The 14639-nt window shown below is 65.7% G+C and carries 15 protein-coding genes; 8 read left to right on the top strand and 7 right to left on the bottom strand.

All coding sequences use genetic code 11. The features are described from left to right. Window positions 1-173 precede the first annotated feature (173 nt). Both LB518_RS21255 and LB518_RS21260 read left to right on the top strand, forming a co-directional pair. Window positions 174-1184 (top strand): LacI family DNA-binding transcriptional regulator, encoded by a 1011-nt coding sequence (locus tag LB518_RS21255; RefSeq protein WP_224579822.1) that lies wholly within the window; start codon window positions 174-176, stop codon window positions 1182-1184. A gap of 82 nt (window positions 1185-1266) precedes the next feature. Further along, entirely contained in the window at window positions 1267-2418 is a 1152-nt protein-coding gene (locus tag LB518_RS21260; RefSeq protein WP_224579823.1) for an MFS transporter, read from the top strand. Between the two features lie 46 nt (window positions 2419-2464). On the opposite strand, the gene LB518_RS21265 is transcribed toward LB518_RS21260, so the two are convergent. Beyond that, on the bottom strand, window positions 2465-3454 hold the full coding sequence (locus LB518_RS21265) for a potassium channel beta subunit family protein (protein WP_224579824.1): 990 nt from the start codon (window positions 3452-3454) through the stop codon (window positions 2465-2467). 268 nt (window positions 3455-3722) lie between these two features. On the opposite strand from LB518_RS21265, the gene LB518_RS21270 reads away from it, so the two are divergent. The 6 genes from LB518_RS21270 (at window position 3723) to msrA (ending at window position 7998) form a co-directional block, all read left to right on the top strand. Continuing rightward, a complete protein-coding gene (locus tag LB518_RS21270) occupies window positions 3723-4154 on the top strand; it encodes a hypothetical protein (RefSeq protein ID WP_224579825.1) in 432 nt (143 codons plus the stop codon). Window positions 4155-4268: 114 nt separating this feature from the next. Next, the gene (locus LB518_RS21275) at window positions 4269-4991 is read left to right on the top strand and encodes a DUF1223 domain-containing protein (protein ID WP_224579826.1); all 723 of its coding nucleotides are present in this window, start codon (window positions 4269-4271) and stop codon (window positions 4989-4991) included. A 158-nt stretch (window positions 4992-5149) separates the two neighbouring features. Further along, window positions 5150-5467, top strand: a complete 318-nt coding sequence (locus LB518_RS21280; protein ID WP_502845863.1) for a pentapeptide MXKDX repeat protein — start codon at window positions 5150-5152, stop codon at window positions 5465-5467. A 93-nt stretch (window positions 5468-5560) separates the two neighbouring features. Continuing rightward, window positions 5561-6439, top strand: a complete 879-nt coding sequence (locus LB518_RS21285; RefSeq protein WP_224579827.1) for a cytochrome b/b6 domain-containing protein — start codon at window positions 5561-5563, stop codon at window positions 6437-6439. Then, a complete protein-coding gene (locus tag LB518_RS21290; RefSeq protein WP_224579828.1) occupies window positions 6436-7212 on the top strand; it encodes a molybdopterin-dependent oxidoreductase in 777 nt (258 codons plus the stop codon). Before LB518_RS21285 ends, LB518_RS21290 begins: the two co-directional genes overlap by 4 nt. A 54-nt stretch (window positions 7213-7266) precedes the next feature. After that, window positions 7267-7998, top strand: coding sequence for a peptide-methionine (S)-S-oxide reductase MsrA (gene msrA / locus LB518_RS21295; protein WP_224579867.1), 732 nt, complete (start codon window positions 7267-7269; stop codon window positions 7996-7998). Between the two features lie 51 nt (window positions 7999-8049). Here the strand turns inward: msrA and msrB are convergent, their stop codons facing one another. The 6 genes from msrB to LB518_RS21325 form a co-directional block, all read right to left on the bottom strand. Then, window positions 8050-8550 (bottom strand): peptide-methionine (R)-S-oxide reductase MsrB, encoded by a 501-nt coding sequence (msrB, locus tag LB518_RS21300; protein WP_224579829.1) that lies wholly within the window; start codon window positions 8548-8550, stop codon window positions 8050-8052. A gap of 114 nt (window positions 8551-8664) precedes the next feature. Next, a complete protein-coding gene (locus LB518_RS21305) occupies window positions 8665-8991 on the bottom strand; it encodes an NIPSNAP family protein (RefSeq protein WP_224579830.1) in 327 nt (108 codons plus the stop codon). Window positions 8992-9075: 84 nt separating this feature from the next. Next, the gene (locus LB518_RS21310; RefSeq protein WP_224579831.1) at window positions 9076-12075 is read right to left on the bottom strand and encodes an FAD-dependent oxidoreductase; all 3000 of its coding nucleotides are present in this window, start codon (window positions 12073-12075) and stop codon (window positions 9076-9078) included. Then, window positions 12015-12911 carry a dihydrodipicolinate synthase family protein gene (locus LB518_RS21315; RefSeq protein WP_224579832.1) on the bottom strand — a complete coding sequence of 299 codons (897 nt, stop codon included), beginning with the start codon at window positions 12909-12911 and terminating at the stop codon, window positions 12015-12017. The genes LB518_RS21310 and LB518_RS21315 overlap by 61 nt, the downstream gene beginning before the upstream one ends. Further along, window positions 12908-13054: a hypothetical protein gene (locus tag LB518_RS21320; protein ID WP_224579833.1), complete on the bottom strand. Its 147-nt coding sequence runs from the start codon at window positions 13052-13054 to the stop codon at window positions 12908-12910. The genes LB518_RS21315 and LB518_RS21320 overlap by 4 nt, the downstream gene beginning before the upstream one ends. After that, window positions 13051-14400 (bottom strand): M20/M25/M40 family metallo-hydrolase, encoded by a 1350-nt coding sequence (locus tag LB518_RS21325; RefSeq protein WP_224579834.1) that lies wholly within the window; start codon window positions 14398-14400, stop codon window positions 13051-13053. The genes LB518_RS21320 and LB518_RS21325 overlap by 4 nt, the downstream gene beginning before the upstream one ends. Between the last annotated feature and the right edge of the window lie 239 nt (window positions 14401-14639).

Raw genomic sequence — 14639 nt, forward strand, 5'->3', positions numbered from 1 at the left:
GCCGGTCATGCCAATCCTGAAACCTTTCAGAGAAAATCCAGCTGACAAACCCGTCGAAATCGCACGAGGCATTGTGCTCGTGGAATTTCAGTGACTTGCTGTGCTAAAGTTGCTCCGAAACGTTTCAGAGACGCTAGCATGGCTCTTTTCGCCTGACAAGGATCGCCCGACAATTGACGACACTGCGCGATGTCGCCCGCCACGCCGGGGTATCGATCGGCTCGGTTTCCACGGTCATCAACAACACGGCCCCCGTCAGTCCCACCTTGCGGGCCAAGGTGCTGCTGGCGATCGAGGAGCTTGGCTATGTGCCTGATGCCGTGGCCCGCAGCCTCAAGATGGGACGCACCCGCACCATCGGGTTGATCCTGCCCGACATCACCAATCCGCATTTTGCCGCGATCGCCAGCGCGATCGAGATCGCCTGCGACGCCGCCGGCTATTCGCTGCTGCTGTGCAATACGATGGACAATCCGACCAAGGAACTGCGTGATCTTCGCCTGATGCGGACGCAGCGCGTCGATGGCGTCATTCTCGTGCCGGGGGCGGGCGACGCGGACTATGTCGGCGAACTGAAGCGCGCGGTATCCGTTCCTGTCGTGCTGATCGACCGGACGCTGCCTGGCTTCGATTTCGATGCGGTCGTGCTCGACAATCGCGCGGCGAGCCATGGCCTTGTCGATTATTTCGTTCGCAGCGGCCATCGGCGGATCGGCATCGTGATCGGGCCGCCGGCAATCTCCATCGCCGAGGAGCGTTTAGGCGGCTATCTGCAGGGGCTGGCCGATCACGGGATCGATGTCGAGCCGGCCTATATCGCCCGTGGCAGCTTCCAGCCCGAGCCCGATTATCACGCAACAGCGAGGCTCCTCGCGCTGAGGCAGCGCCCCACCGCCATCCTGTCGACGAGCAATCACACGACGATCGGCGTGATGAAGGCGCTGCTCGACAAGGGTTTCCGCTGTCCGAACGATATCTCCGTCGCCGGCATCGACGACTTCGTCTGGGCGACGGCGTTCTCGCCGAAGATGACCGTGATGGCGCAGCCGATCACCGATATGGGGCGCCTTGCGGCGCAGCGGCTGTTCGGCCGCATCAGCGGAACGATCGATGGACCGGCAGAGGTACTGGTGTCAGCGCCCGCGCTACTGGTGCGCGAGTCGACGCGGCCGCTGGTCGATTGAGTGTGACGCCTGCCTTTGCAAAGCGCTGCGGCAGCCATAAAAGCGGTTGGCAAGAGCCCAAAGGGGCGGTGAGGGGACGGGAATGGTAGCGATCATCGAGGCGGCGGCGCCGCGGCACGGGCGGGCTGAGCGTGTCGCGACCCGGATCGCCTTCTTCATAGCCGGCTTCGGCATGGCGGCCTGGGCGCCGCTGGTGCCCTTCGCCAAGGCGCGGGTCGGCATCGACGATGGCGTGCTCGGGCTGCTGCTGCTCTGTCTCGGGGCGGGCTCCATGGTGACGATGCCGCTTGCCGGCGCCTTTGCGGCGCGGTTCGGATGTCGCACGGTCTTCACGGCCTCGACGATCATGCTCGCGGCTGCGCTGCCGCTTCTCGCCAGCGTGACCAGCCTGCCGGTGCTGGTCGCGGCACTTCTCGTGTTCGGGGCTGGCGTCGGTGCCATGGATGTCTCGATGAACATCCAGGCGATCATCGTCGAGCGCGATCACGGCCGGGCGATCATGTCGGGTTTTCACGGCCTGTTCAGTCTTGGCGGCATCACGGGCGCTGCCGGCGTCACGGCACTGTTCGCCTTCGGTGCCAGCCCGCTCGCCGCCGCCGTGGCGGTAGCATTCATCGTCGTGGCCTGCCTCGCGGTCGCCTTCCGCAACATGCTGCCTTACGGCAGCCGCAGCGACGGCCCGGCCTTCGCCATCCCGCGCGGCGTGGTGCTGTTCATCGGCATTCTCTGCTTCATCACCTTCCTGACCGAAGGCGCGATGCTCGACTGGAGCGCGGTTTTCCTGACCTCGGTGCGCGACGTCGCGGCCGACCGCGCCGGGCTGGGCTATGCGGCGTTTGCCGTCACCATGACGATCGGCCGACTGTCCGGAGACCGCATCGTGTCACGGTTCGGCGGCACGACGATCATCGTATTCGGCGGTCTTTGCGCGGCAGCGGGCCTGCTGATCGCGACCTTTGTGCCCTTTCCGGCCGCGGCGCTGGTCGGCTTCGCGCTGGTCGGTGTCGGCTGTTCCAACATCGTGCCGATCCTGTTCACCAGCGTCGGACGCCAGACGACGATGCCCGAGGCGGTCGCGGTTCCGGCGATCACGACACTCGGCTATGCCGGAATCCTGGTCGGCCCGGCGGCGATCGGCTTCATCGCGCATGCGGCCAGCCTGCCGGTTGCCTTCGCGGTCGTCGCCGTGCTTCTCCTCGGCGTTGCCGCGAGCGGCCGGCGGCTCAAGGTGTGACGGGCAGCGTCGCCGCTGCCCGTCCTGTCATGCGATTCCGGCGCGATCAGAAGCGCTGCGGACCCTTCGGCTTGTTGCCGACGATCTCGTCGATCTTGGCCATCACGTCCGGCGTAACCTTGTCGCGGCTCTCGAGCGAGGCGAGGTTGTCGTCGAGCTGCGAGAGCTTCGAGGCGCCGAGAATGACAGTCGAGACATGCGGATTGGCGAGGCACCACAGCAGCGACAAATGGGTCAGCGGGATGCCGAGTTCGCGTGCGAGGGCCGACAGCTTGTCGACGGTCGCCAGCTTCTTGCGCCCGTCTTCGCTTTCCCAGACTTCCTTCAGCCATTCATAGCCGGGCAGGTTCAGGCGGCTGTCATCCGGGATGCCGTTGGCATATTTGCCGGTGAGCACGCCCGAGGCGAGCGGCGACCAGATCGTGGTGCCGAGACCGGTCAGGCTGTAGAGCGGCAGGTAGTCGCCCTCGACCTTCTGGCGCTCGAAGATGTTGTATTGCGGCTGCTCCATGGTCGGCGGGGTCAGGCCGAGCTCGCGGGCGACGCCGTAAGCCTCGGTGATCTGCTGAGCCGACCATTCCGAAGTGCCCCAATAGAGCACCTTGCCTTGCGCGACGAGGTCGTGCATGGCGCGCACCGTCTCCTCGATCGGGGTGTCGATGTCGGGGCGATGGCAGAAATAGAGATCGAGATATTCGACCTGGAGGCGCTTCAGCGCTGCATGGCAGGCATCAGTCACATGCTTGCGCGACAGGCCGCGCTGGGTCGGCTTCGAGCCGCCCCAGAAGACCTTGGAGGATACGACGAAGCTGTCGCGGCTCCAGCCGAGGCGGGCCAGCGCCTCGCCCATCAGCGCTTCGGACACGCCGGCCTCATAGCCTTCCGCATTGTCGAAGAAGTTGATGCCGGCGTCATAGGCGCGGGTCATCATCTTCATCGCGTCGTTCTGGTCGACCTGTTTGCCGAACGTCACCCAAGAGCCGAGCGATAGCTCGCTGACTTGCAGGCCGGATTTGCCCAACCGACGATATTGCATTGTGCTGTTCCTTGTCTCGGGAAGGAGTTCCGTGCGGCGCTTCGCCGGCGGGCACTCCGAAGTGGTGTTCTGAGCCTTGTGTCGCCTTTCGGCTGATCGGTGCCGATGCTGGGCGCCGTGGGAGGATGGCGCCGCATTCGCGTGTGCGGAACGGGTTTGCCCGTCGTCGAAAATGCGCTCACATTGGCAATCGTCCCCGATCTGAGTCATCGGCGACGCCCAATTAAAACGATTCAGAGCTCACGATGCAACCCCGCCGCTGCCGCCGATGATCGCCCTCGGCATCTTCTCCGTGTTCGCCGTGCTCGCCTGCCACTGGCTCGGCATCTACCTGATCCGCCTGTCGTTCGAAGGGACGCTCGAACGGCTCGGCCCACGTGGCCGCTGGGGTGGCGAAGTGGCCTTTGCACTCGCCATCTTCGGCCTCGTGGTGCTCAATTTCGCCGACGTGCTGATCTGCGCCGCGCTGGTCCGGGCGCAGGACGGGAGCCTTGGCTATGGCGACGCCTTCCAGTTCGCGATCGCCAATTTCACCACCGTCGGGCTCGACAAGCCGGTAGATGCGACCATTCCCGCTCTGGCCGGTCCGCTGATCGCCATGTGCGGCATCGTCAGCTTCGGCTGGAGCACCAGCTTTCTCGTCGCCTGCTCGCATGCCGCTCGCCTCCATCAGGGCGGCCGTGCCCTTCCACCCGGCTGAGCCGACCGCCGATCACGAGATGGTGAGGCTGTAACGAAAATCCGCCGACCTGCGTAAGGGGGATAGAGGCCGACGACGATGTCGGCCCATCCGGAATACACGCGGAGGGTGGAGATGCGGAACGGAGGACGATGGGGCTCGAAGCGCGGCGTGTTGCTGCAAGGCCTGGCGGCCGCCTTGGTGATGGCCGGCTTCGCCCAGACAGCCGCGGCAGCCTCGCGCAGCGGCGTCACGGTCGTCGAACTCTTCACGAGCCAGGGCTGTTCGTCCTGCCCGCCTGCCAACGCCAACGCGGCCGCGCTGGCCGATCGGCCGGATGTGCTCGTCCTTTCCTTTGGCGTCACCTACTGGGACTATCTCGGCTGGAAGGACAGTTTCGCCGCGCCGGAATTCACGGCGCGCCAGCGGACCTATGAGCCTGCGCTCGGCCATGACGGCCCCTTTACGCCACAGATCGTCGTCGACGGTGCGCGCGACACGGTCGGCAATGACCGATCCGCCATCGAGGCGCTGATTGCCCACGGCCCGGCGGCCAAAGGGCCGGCAATCACGCTCGAAGATGGCCGGGTAACCATCGGCGCCGGGAAGGCGGCCGAACCCGCCGATGTCTGGCTCGTCCGCTACGATCCCCGCGTCATCGATGTCGCAGTTCGCCGTGGCGAGAATGGCGGCCGGACGCTGCCGCATCGCAACGTCGTTCATGAACTCGTCGAGATCGGTGCCTGGACCGGGGCCGAGTCGGGGATCGCGCTGCCGAAGCCGGCGCCGGGCCTCAGGACTGCCGTTCTCGTGCAGGGCAGGGGCGGCGGACCGATCGTGGCTGCCGCCACCGACTGACAAGGGCGATCCCGCCCCTTCGAGACCACTGGGCACGGCCGAGCGCCGGCCCGCAACCATGGTTCGCGCGCTGTCGGAGGGCGGCGCGGCGGACAGAGCGCGGCAAGCCGGGCATCCGGATCCGCTCCGCCCTCCATTTTTAAAGAGGAAGATCGACCATGAAGACCGCCATCAGGACCTTCGCAATGCCGCTGTTCGCCGCTGTGCTCGCCACCTGCGCATTCATGGCCACGGCTCAGGCCGAAGACGCCACGAAGCCCGATGCCATGGCCACCGATTCGATGAAGCCGGACTGCCCCGAGGGCAAGACCTGCGACGACGCCATGAAGCCCGACGCCATGAAGCCGGATGCGATGAAGCCGGATGCGATGGCACCGGATGCGATGAAGCCGGACGCCATGAAGCCGGACGCAATGGCTCCGGATGCCATGAAGCCGGATGCAATGGCTCCCGATGCAATGGCGCCGTCCAAGTAGGATCGCGACCAGCCGATGATCCGCCGGGCCGCGCATTCGTATCAAGCGGATACGCGGCCCGGTATCTCACCAGTTTGCGCCGGGAGGCCTGCCATGAGTGCCACGGACAGTTTTCTATCGATGACGCCTCAGCCAGCACGGCGCGTGCTGGTCAAGCGTCATTCGCTCGCCGTCCGCCTGACGCACTGGATCAATGTGCTCTGTCTCAGCTTCCTGCTGATGAGCGGGCTGCAGATATTCAACGCACATCCCGAACTCTATTGGGGTCAGTTCGGCGCCGATGCCGATCACTCATTCCTGGCGCTCGAGGCCGTTGACGACAATGGTGCGCTGAAGGGTGTGACGCGGATCGGCAGCGTCGAAATTCCGACGACCGGCGTGCTCGGCGCCTCCGTCATCAATGGCGAATTGCGGCCGCGTGGCTTCCCGACCTGGATCACGATTCCGAGCTATCGTGATCTCGCCGCCGGCCGACGCTGGCACTTCTTCTTCGCCTGGCTGTTCGTGATCAACGGGCTCGTCTATCTCCTCTACGGCTTCTTCGCGGGCCACTTTCGCCGCGATCTGGCGCCGAGGGCGGGCGAACTGACGCCGCGCCATCTCGCGCATGAGATTGTCGCGCATGCCCGTTTGCGCTTTCCCAAGGGCGACGCCGCGCGGCGCTACAACGTGCTTCAGAAGCTCACTTATCTCGCGGTTGCCCTCATCCTGCTGCCGCTGATGGTGGCGACCGGGCTGACGATGTCGCCGGGCATTGATGCGGCCGTTCCCTGGCTGGTCGATATCTTCGGCGGGCGGCAGTCGGCCCGCAGCATCCATTTCATCGCCGCGTCGCTGCTCGTCCTTTTCGTGATCGTGCATCTGGCGATGGTGCTGCTCTCGGGCGTCTTCAACAATCTTCGCTCGATGATCACCGGTCGCTACGCGATCGAGACCGAATTGCCGCCCGAGGGCGAGGAGCGCCGCTCATGACCATCCGGATCAATCGCCGCCGTTTCCTGATCGGCGCCGGCGTCACAGCAAGCGCCGCGGCGCTCTCAGGCTGTTCCTGGCTGACCGAGAACGACAGCGTCCAGCGCGTGCTGGCCATGGCGGAACGGTTGACCATGGGCTCGCAGCGCTTCCTGCTTTCTGATCAGGCGCTCGCCCGGGAGTTCACGGAGGCCGACCTCTCGCCGGTTTTCAAATCGAATGGAACCCATCGTCCGGACAGCGAAGCCTATGCGGCGCTTGCCGAAAACAACTTCGCCGATTGGCGCCTCGTCGTCGACGGGCTCGTCGAGCAGCCACTGAGCCTCTCGCTTGCCGATCTGAAAAAGCTGCCGTCGCAGACGCAGATCACGCGCCACGACTGCGTCGAAGGGTGGAGCGCGATCGGCAAATGGACCGGCGTGCCGGTCAGTCTGCTGATGATGACGGCTGGATTGAAGCCGGATGCACGTTATCTCGTGTTTCACTGTGCCGACGAATACGAGAAGACGCTGGACGGCAGCGGGCAGTATTATGAAAGCATCGATCTCGTCGACGCTTTTCATCCGCAAACGATCCTCGCCTACGGGATGAACGGCGAGGATCTCGCGGTCCCGCATGGCGCGCCGCTTCGTCTGCGTGTCGAACGCCAACTCGGCTATAAACAGGCCAAATATCTCATGCGCATCGAGGTGGTCGACAGCTTCGCCCGCTTCTATCGCGGCAAGGGCGGGTTCTGGGAAGATCGCGGCTATGAATGGTATGCGGGCATCTGACCGCCGGCCATCACTCCTGTTTCTCTGCATGGAAGGAGAATTCACATGGCAAGAATGACTTCACCGGCACGATCCGGCCGGATTCTGCGCTCTGCATCGTGGCTCACCGGCGCGCTCGCTGCGGCGACGTTCGTCGCTTGGGGCATTGGTGGTCCCGCATCCGCCGCGGAAGGCGCGTTCGTCATCCCTGCGCCGAAGGTCGACCAAGCCTCGACGGGGAAGACGGAAACCGCGGTGATCGCCGGCGGCTGCTTCTGGGGTGTCCAGGGCGTCTTCCAGCATGTGAAGGGCGTAACCAACGCGGTCTCCGGCTATTCCGGCGGCGGCGCCTCCACAGCGCATTATAACGTCGTCGGCACTGGCGAGACCGGTCATGCCGAGTCGGTCGCCGTAACCTTCAATCCGAAGGAAATCAGCTACGGCCAGATCCTGCAGATCTATTTCTCGGTTGCGCATGATCCGACCGAGTTGAACCGCCAGGGTCCGGACACCGGAACGCAGTATCGGTCGGCGATCTTCTTTGAAGGCGCGGATCAGAAGAAGGTGGCTGAGGCTTATGTGGCGCAGCTTGGTGCAGCCGGCGCCTATCCGGATAAGATCGTTACCGAGATCTCGCCGCTCAAGGGCTTCTATCCGGCCGAGGCCTATCATCAGGACTTCCTGACCCTGAACCCTGATTATCCCTATATCGTCTACAACGATCTGCCGAAAATCGAAAACCTGAAGCGCCTCTTTCCGGCGCTCTATCGCGACAAGCCGGTGCTGGTTTCTGCAGCGAACGGCTGATGCGAACGTCACCTCTCCCTGTCAGGGCGAGGTGACGCCCGCCGAGCGGGATCAGGCGGCAGCGCCCGGCACGAACACCATCGCAACGCCGTTCATGCAGTAGCGCAGGCCCGTCGGCTTCGGCCCGTCATTGAAGACATGGCCGAGATGGCCGCCACAGCGGCTGCAATGAACCTCGGTGCGCGTCATGCCGAACGACGAGTCGACGGTCGTGCCGACGGCATGATCCAGCGGCTGCCAGAAGCTCGGCCAACCGGTGCCGCTCTCGAACTTCGTCTTCGAGGAGAACAGCGGCAGCGCGCATCCGGCGCAGGCGAATGTGCCGGCGCGATGTTCCTCGAGCAGCGGGCTCGATCCGGGCGTCTCCGTACCTTCCTGGCGAAGGACCGAATATTGATCGCCGGTCAGCTTCTTCTTCCACTCTGCGTCGGAATAGCTGACGGCAAAGGTGCCCGTCGCGGCCGTCGCGGGCGCCGTATAGCGTCCCTTCGCAAGCATGCCGGCGCCGAGCGCCAAGGCGCCAGCGCCGAGCAGAAATCGGCGATTCATCATGGTGGGTCTCCCAAAGCTGCCAAGACCCGAAGGCGGGCCTCTTGGGAGATACGGCGCGCGCCACCTGATCGTGACACCGCGCCGTCCCGATCACCGACAGTTGAACGGCGGATGCTACTGCACCGCCGAGAATGCGGTCGGCTGCAGGAACTGGCTGGAGACATTGGCGACGATCTGCCCGTCCTTCTCGCTCTCGCTCCGTCCCTTGATCCAGTCGGGATCGGCCATGAAGGCGGACCATTTCGCCTGGCGCTCCGCGAGCGATTCCCACGCGATCAGATAAGTCAGCGCATTGTTGGATTCACCGATCATCGTCGTCCAGAAGCCGGCTTGGCGGATGCCGTGCTTGTCCCAGAGACCGAGCGTGACGTTCTGGAAGCGGTTGAGTAGGTTCGGCAGGCGGCCGGGCAGGCAAGTGTAGATCCTGAGTTCGTAGATCACGTCGATGCATCCGTCTCTGGTTGCGCGGTTGAACGCGGGAAGGGGAGCATGGAGTGGCCAGTCGCGTCGGACAAGCCCCGAAGGTCAGCCGAAGCGGGCGAGCGTGAAGATGTCGAGCGCGGGCGCGCGCGGATGGCCGAGAACCATTTCGGCGGTCATGCGTCCGACCAGCGGTCCCAGCGTGTAGCCATTCGCAGTGGCGGCGATGTAGAGGCCCGGCGCGCCGGGAATTTCGCCCATCAATGGCGCACCGTCGATATTGACGTTCATGGCGGCCCAGCTCCGCAGCAGGTTGAGGCCGGCCAGCGCCGGGACCGTGCGTGCCGCGACCCAGAGATTGCCTTCGATGCTCTCGCGCAGCACCCGGGCAAAGCCGGTCGATGAGTCGGTGCCGGCTGTCCAGGCGCCGCCGATGATCAGATTGCCGTTGGCCGCCTGCTTCATGGTGAGGTGCCGGTCGGCATGGGCGACGAGCTGGCCGAGGATCGGCCGCGTCGGCTCCGTCACCAGCATCTGCAGGGGCGCGCCGCGGATCGGCAGTGCGACGCCGGCAAGAGCACCCACATGGCGCGACCAGCCGCCGGCGGCGATCACCACGCGACGCGCACTGATCGTCGCCGCGCCGGTCGTCACCGTGAAGCGCGCGCCATCGCGGCTGATGGATTTCACCGCATGACCATGGCTGAAGCGGGCGCCGCAACGCTTTGCTTCCGCGACAAGCGCCGGCGTTGCCTTCAGCGGGTTGATCTTGCCTTCAAGCGGGCAATGCGAGGCGACGACCATGCGCTCCGAGATCTGCGGGGCGATCCGGGCGAGATCGGCGCGGCCGATCACCTCGACATCGATGCCGACGCTGCGCTCGGCTTCAACTTTGCGGCGCAGGAAATCCGTCTGGTGATGGTTCTCGGCAACCATCAGACCGCCAGTCGTGGTGATCTCGAAATCCGCGCCTAGTTCGGCCTCGAGCGCTTTCCACAGCAGCACGGCGTCGCGCTGCAGCGGCAGTGTCTGCAGCGCCGGATTGCCGCCGGCCATCGCCTTCTGGCCGAAATCCCATGACAGGAGTTGCACATGCAGGCTGCCGGCATTGCCGCCGGAGGCCTGGCTGTTGGCGGGGCCGGCGTCGATGACGACCGTGTCCATGCCGCCGCGCGCCGCATAGAGCGCCGTGGAGACGCCGATGATCCCGGCGCCGATAACCAGAAGGTCGCAGGTTGCGGCGAGCGGATCGGCGACGAGCGCGACTGGTGGATGTGGCCGCGTTTCGACTTCGCGGTGCCCGCCCCATTCCGGCTTCTCGCTGCCGAGCATGATCGCCGGCACCGGCTTCTCCGGCGCCTGGGGCGCGAAGAGATCGGCTGGCTTGGCCGCGGAAAGGTCACCATCCCGCAACAGGCGGAGCGCCTCGCCGGCGCAATAGCGCCCCTGGCAGCGGCCCATGCCGAGCCGGGTCTGTCGCTTGAGACTGCCGAGGTCGCGGATGCCGCTGGCGCGGACAGTGGCTATCTGCCCGGCCGTCACGTTCTCGCAGCGACAGATGATCGTATCCGGCAGGTTCGCCGCCGCCGATGCTGGCGCGGCGAAAGCGGTCCATAGATGGCGCTGGAATCGCAGCGCCCGAGCCTTTGCCTGACGCGCCTCTGCACGCTCGGCATCGGGCACGCCACGGCCGAGCGCGGCGAGCATCGCTGCGCCGGCAATCTCGCCTTCGGCTGCCGCGACCTTTCTCCCGCCGCCTTCGCCGCCATCGCCGGCGATCCAGACCGGCAAGGAGCCCGAGCGCCCTTCGGCATCGCGAACCGCTTTCGGGAAGCCGTGGCTTGGATCGACAATCACCGGGCCGCCCAGCATACGAACAAGCGTCGTCGACGGCACGAAGCCATAACCGAGTGCGACTGTATCGACCCCGAAGCGAAGCTCCGCGCCACTGCCAGACACCGCGACCGCGCGCGCCGCTTCGGCTTTGCCGTCGCCTTGGACGGCGGCGAGTCTGTAGCCTTCATGAAGCGGGATTCCTGTGCGGGCGAGTTCGGCCCGCATCCGCAAGCCCTGCAGCGTCAGCGCGGGATCGGCCGCCAGCATTCCAGCGAAGGTGGAGACGCTGCGGAAATGGCTCGGCCGGCCGCTTTCGAGCACGGCGACAACATGACCCCCGCCGCGCGCGATCTCCAGCGCCGCCTGCCAGTTGAGCGGTCCGTTGCCGGCGATCAGGATGCGCGCGCCCGGGACGATGCGATAACTGCGCGCCAGCGTCTGCAGCGCGCCCGTCGTCATCACGCCGGGAAGTGTCCAGCCGGGGAGAGGCGTCGGCCGCTCATAGGCGCCGGTGGCGATAAGCACGGTCCTCGCTGTGATCAGCCCGGCGCCAGCCGCGCCGATCGTTGCGAGGCTGACCTTCCCGCTCTCGATCCCCGCCTGCCAAACCGCCTGGCCCGGCCGGACTTCGGCACCTAGCGCCATGACTTCTTCGATGAGGCGGCGTCCTTCGGCGAATTGTGCATCCTCGCCGCCAGACAAGAAGCGCTGCGAGGCGGCCAGCGGCTTGAAATACTGGCCGCCCGGCTGGTCGCGCTCGTCGAGAATGATCGGTCTGACGCCGCCTTGTGCCAATACACGTGCGGCTGCGAGGCCGGCGGGACCGGCGCCGATGATGACGGCGTCGTGCGATTCCGGTCTGGGATCGCCCGAAGGCGGATCGCCGAGCGGCGCGAGTGCCGCCTTTTGCGGATCATTCCGCCGGACGGTCATGCCCGGCTCGGCCTTCACCATGCAGGCGCGTTGCCCGCCGCGCCCATCGATCTCGACGAGACATTCCTGACACGCGCCCATGCCGCAGAAGATGCCGCGCCGTGTATCCGGCCCCGCCTGCCGAAGACCGAGATGGCCCGCCGCGGCGAGGCTGGCCGCGAGGCTCTCGCCGGCGCGGGCGGCAATCGTTTCGCCCTCGAAGCTGAAGGCGATCGCCGCGCCGGACGGTTCGACACCGCCCCCATGAAGGCGCAGCCGCTCGCCGAAAGGCATGATCAGGCGGCCCTCGCCAGCCTGACGCCGGCGGCGCGCAGAGCGGCCTCGACCATCGGCCATTCAGCGTCCGGCAGCGGCAGCCTTGGCGCGCGCGGCCCGCCTACATCGCGTCCCATGAGAGACAGCGCCGCCTTGGTGGCCGTGACATAGCGATGACCACCGACAAGGCGGATCACGGGCAGCGCCTGCGCATAAAGGCTGCGCGCGCCGTCGAAATCGCGATGGTCGGCCCAGCGCGTAAAGATCCCGGCGAGCTCGCGCGGCATCAGGTTGGAGCCGACCGCGACCCATCCCTCCGCCCCGGCGAGGAAGGATTCGAAGCCCATGATGCCGCCGAATACTGTCATCCGGTCGCCGCAGAATTCGAGGATGTCGCGGATGCGCGTGACATCCATGGTCGATTCCTTGATGTAGCCCACCGTATCGATCCGGCTCAGCCGCTCGACGATGCGCGGCGTCAGGTCGACATTCGCCGTCGCCGGATTGTTGTAGATCATGATCGGAATCGAAAGCGCTTCGCCGATGCGGCGATAGTGCTCGAAGAGTTCGTCCTCGGTGGGTGTCGAATAAAAGGGCGGGATGATCATGACGCCGTCCGCCCCAAGCGCCTCTGCCTCGCGCGAATAGCGGATGACGTCCTCGGTGCGCTCGGCACCGGTGCCGATCAGGACCGGAACGCGGCCGGCTGCAGTGTCGATGACGGACTTCGCGACGTCATGGCGTTCCTCATCCGTCATGGAGAGGAATTCACCCGTCGAGCCAAGCGGCACAAGCCCATGGATGCCTTCCGCGATCTGCCAATCGACCATGTCCGCCGTGGCCGTGAGGTCGACGGCGCCGCTCTTGTCGAACGGCGTGATCATGACGGTGAAGGTTCCGCGAAATGTCTTGGTCACGGGGACTTTCCTGTGTCGTCCAGGCCAACGGGCCAGGCTAAGGATTCGAAGGAGAGGAGGGCGCAAAAGCCGAGCGCATCGGGCGCGATGTCGCCGCGCCCGGCACGGAGCAGGCCGCAATCGGGATGGGCACCGGCATTCATGCCGCGTTCTCCGGCGCTTCGCCTTGGGACGCCGTGCCGCACCAGCGCGTCATGATGGTCGCGGCGACCGTCACAGTGCGGAGATGATCCTCGATATCGACCCATTCATCATGGCCGCCGGCATGCGTGAGGTTGCCACAGAGCGGTCCGAGGCCTATCGCGGGAATGCCCTTCTGCACCAGCGGATTGCGGATGTCGCTCGACGTGTGCATCGGATTGACCCGGGCCGCGATGCCCGTGATGTCGGCGATCGCGCGAGCCGCGATCTCGTAGAGCGGATGATCGTCGGCAACGTCGCTGCCGCTGACGCCCGAGAGCCAGCGCAGCGTCGGCGGGTGCTGTGAAAGGAAGGCATCATCGGCGGCGGCCGCCGCAAGCGCGACCTCGACTTCCGCCTGCACAGCCTTCATGCTTTCGGTCGGCGGGAAGGAGATTGAACCGGAAAGGCGCAATCCCGCCGGCACGCGCTGGCGCATGCCATCGTCGCCAGCCGAGATCGACGCGATCAGGATGTTGGTCGAGCGCCCGACGGCGGCTTCGAGCCTTGGATGATGGATGCGCGCGCCCCGTCTTGCATCCAGCCGCCGCAGCGCATCGATCAGCAACATCGCCTTGTCGAGCGGATGCACGGCCTGGTGGGCGAAGGCGGTATGGCTCGGCTCCTGTGTCGCAGGCGGCACACCGGCCACCTCGATCTCGAATTCGAGCACGCCCGAAGCGAACGCCTTAATTTCGGCAAGCCCGGCCCCGGATTCCGCAGGATGAAGATAGAGCGCGCCCTCCGCCGAAGGGCCGCGCTCAAGCACCGCCGCAATGCCGCGCGCATGACGTTTGCTGGGCGTGATCGCGACTGCGAGGGCGCCCGCGAGCGAAAGCCCGGCCTTGCGGAGGGCGGCAAGCGCCGCGACCACCGCGGCGACCCCCGCTAGATCGTCGGCGATGCCCCAACCATGCATCCGACCTTCCGCAACACTCGCCGCGAATGGGTCGTGCTGCCAGTTTGTGGCGTCCGTGAAGCGCTCGCTGTCGGGATGGGCGAAGACCAGCAGGCTGCGACCCGTGCCGTCACCGGCGAAGCGGGCAACGACGGCGCGCCGCTTGCCTGCATCCATCGCCGGACCGGTCGCGAATTCGTCGATCAGCGGCACATCGGCCGGTTCATAGCTGATGCTCTCGATCAGACCGCCAAGGGCAGCAAGCGCGTCGGCAACCCGGTCGAGTACGGCCGCTTCGCCTTGCTTCTGCAGCGCGACCAGTTCGGCCAGGAGCGCCACGGCCTCGTCCCTGCCGGCTTCAACGGCAGCGGCAAGGGCCTCGGCGGCAGAAATATCTGGGGATAGGGTCATGCGGTTCGGGTGGTCGGGAAAGCGATTTCGAAGGCTGGGGCAAGCTGAGTCGGAACTGAACACCGTCAGTATACAACATCAATGCAACGAGAATTCCAAGTCGATTGAAGGCAATGGGGCGCCTGCCTTTGCCGCCTCGATATCCGCTGGGCGCCATTGTCGGTCACGTCGCAGCCCATTGATGTATCGGCCTTTCCAAGCGAATGCGTCGCGAGCGCCAAAAAATTCGCCGGCAAGAA

The organism is Mesorhizobium sp. BR1-1-16 (assembly GCF_020165495.1).
Classification (GTDB): domain Bacteria; phylum Pseudomonadota; class Alphaproteobacteria; order Rhizobiales; family Kaistiaceae; genus Kaistia.

Bases quoted from the DNA above. Each gene is read 5' to 3' on its own strand.
- LB518_RS21280 (WP_502845863.1), top strand. From the start codon at position 5,150: ATGAAGACCGCCATCAGGACCTTCGCAATGCCGCTGTTCGCCGCTGTG.
- msrA (WP_224579867.1), top strand. From the start codon at position 7,267: ATGACTTCACCGGCACGATCCGGCCGGATTCTGCGCTCTGCATCGTGG.
- LB518_RS21310 (WP_224579831.1), bottom strand. From the start codon at position 12,075: ATGGCCGATGGTCGAGGCCGCTCTGCGCGCCGCCGGCGTCAGGCTGGC.
- LB518_RS21275 (WP_224579826.1), top strand. From the start codon at position 4,269: ATGCGGAACGGAGGACGATGGGGCTCGAAGCGCGGCGTGTTGCTGCAA.
- LB518_RS21260 (WP_224579823.1), top strand. From the start codon at position 1,267: ATGGTAGCGATCATCGAGGCGGCGGCGCCGCGGCACGGGCGGGCTGAG.
- LB518_RS21265 (WP_224579824.1), bottom strand. From the start codon at position 3,454: ATGCAATATCGTCGGTTGGGCAAATCCGGCCTGCAAGTCAGCGAGCTA.
- LB518_RS21290 (WP_224579828.1), top strand. From the start codon at position 6,436: ATGACCATCCGGATCAATCGCCGCCGTTTCCTGATCGGCGCCGGCGTC.
- LB518_RS21320 (WP_224579833.1), bottom strand. From the start codon at position 13,054: ATGAATGCCGGTGCCCATCCCGATTGCGGCCTGCTCCGTGCCGGGCGC.
- LB518_RS21325 (WP_224579834.1), bottom strand. From the start codon at position 14,400: ATGACCCTATCCCCAGATATTTCTGCCGCCGAGGCCCTTGCCGCTGCC.
- LB518_RS21270 (WP_224579825.1), top strand. From the start codon at position 3,723: ATGATCGCCCTCGGCATCTTCTCCGTGTTCGCCGTGCTCGCCTGCCAC.
- msrB (WP_224579829.1), bottom strand. From the start codon at position 8,550: ATGATGAATCGCCGATTTCTGCTCGGCGCTGGCGCCTTGGCGCTCGGC.
- LB518_RS21285 (WP_224579827.1), top strand. From the start codon at position 5,561: ATGAGTGCCACGGACAGTTTTCTATCGATGACGCCTCAGCCAGCACGG.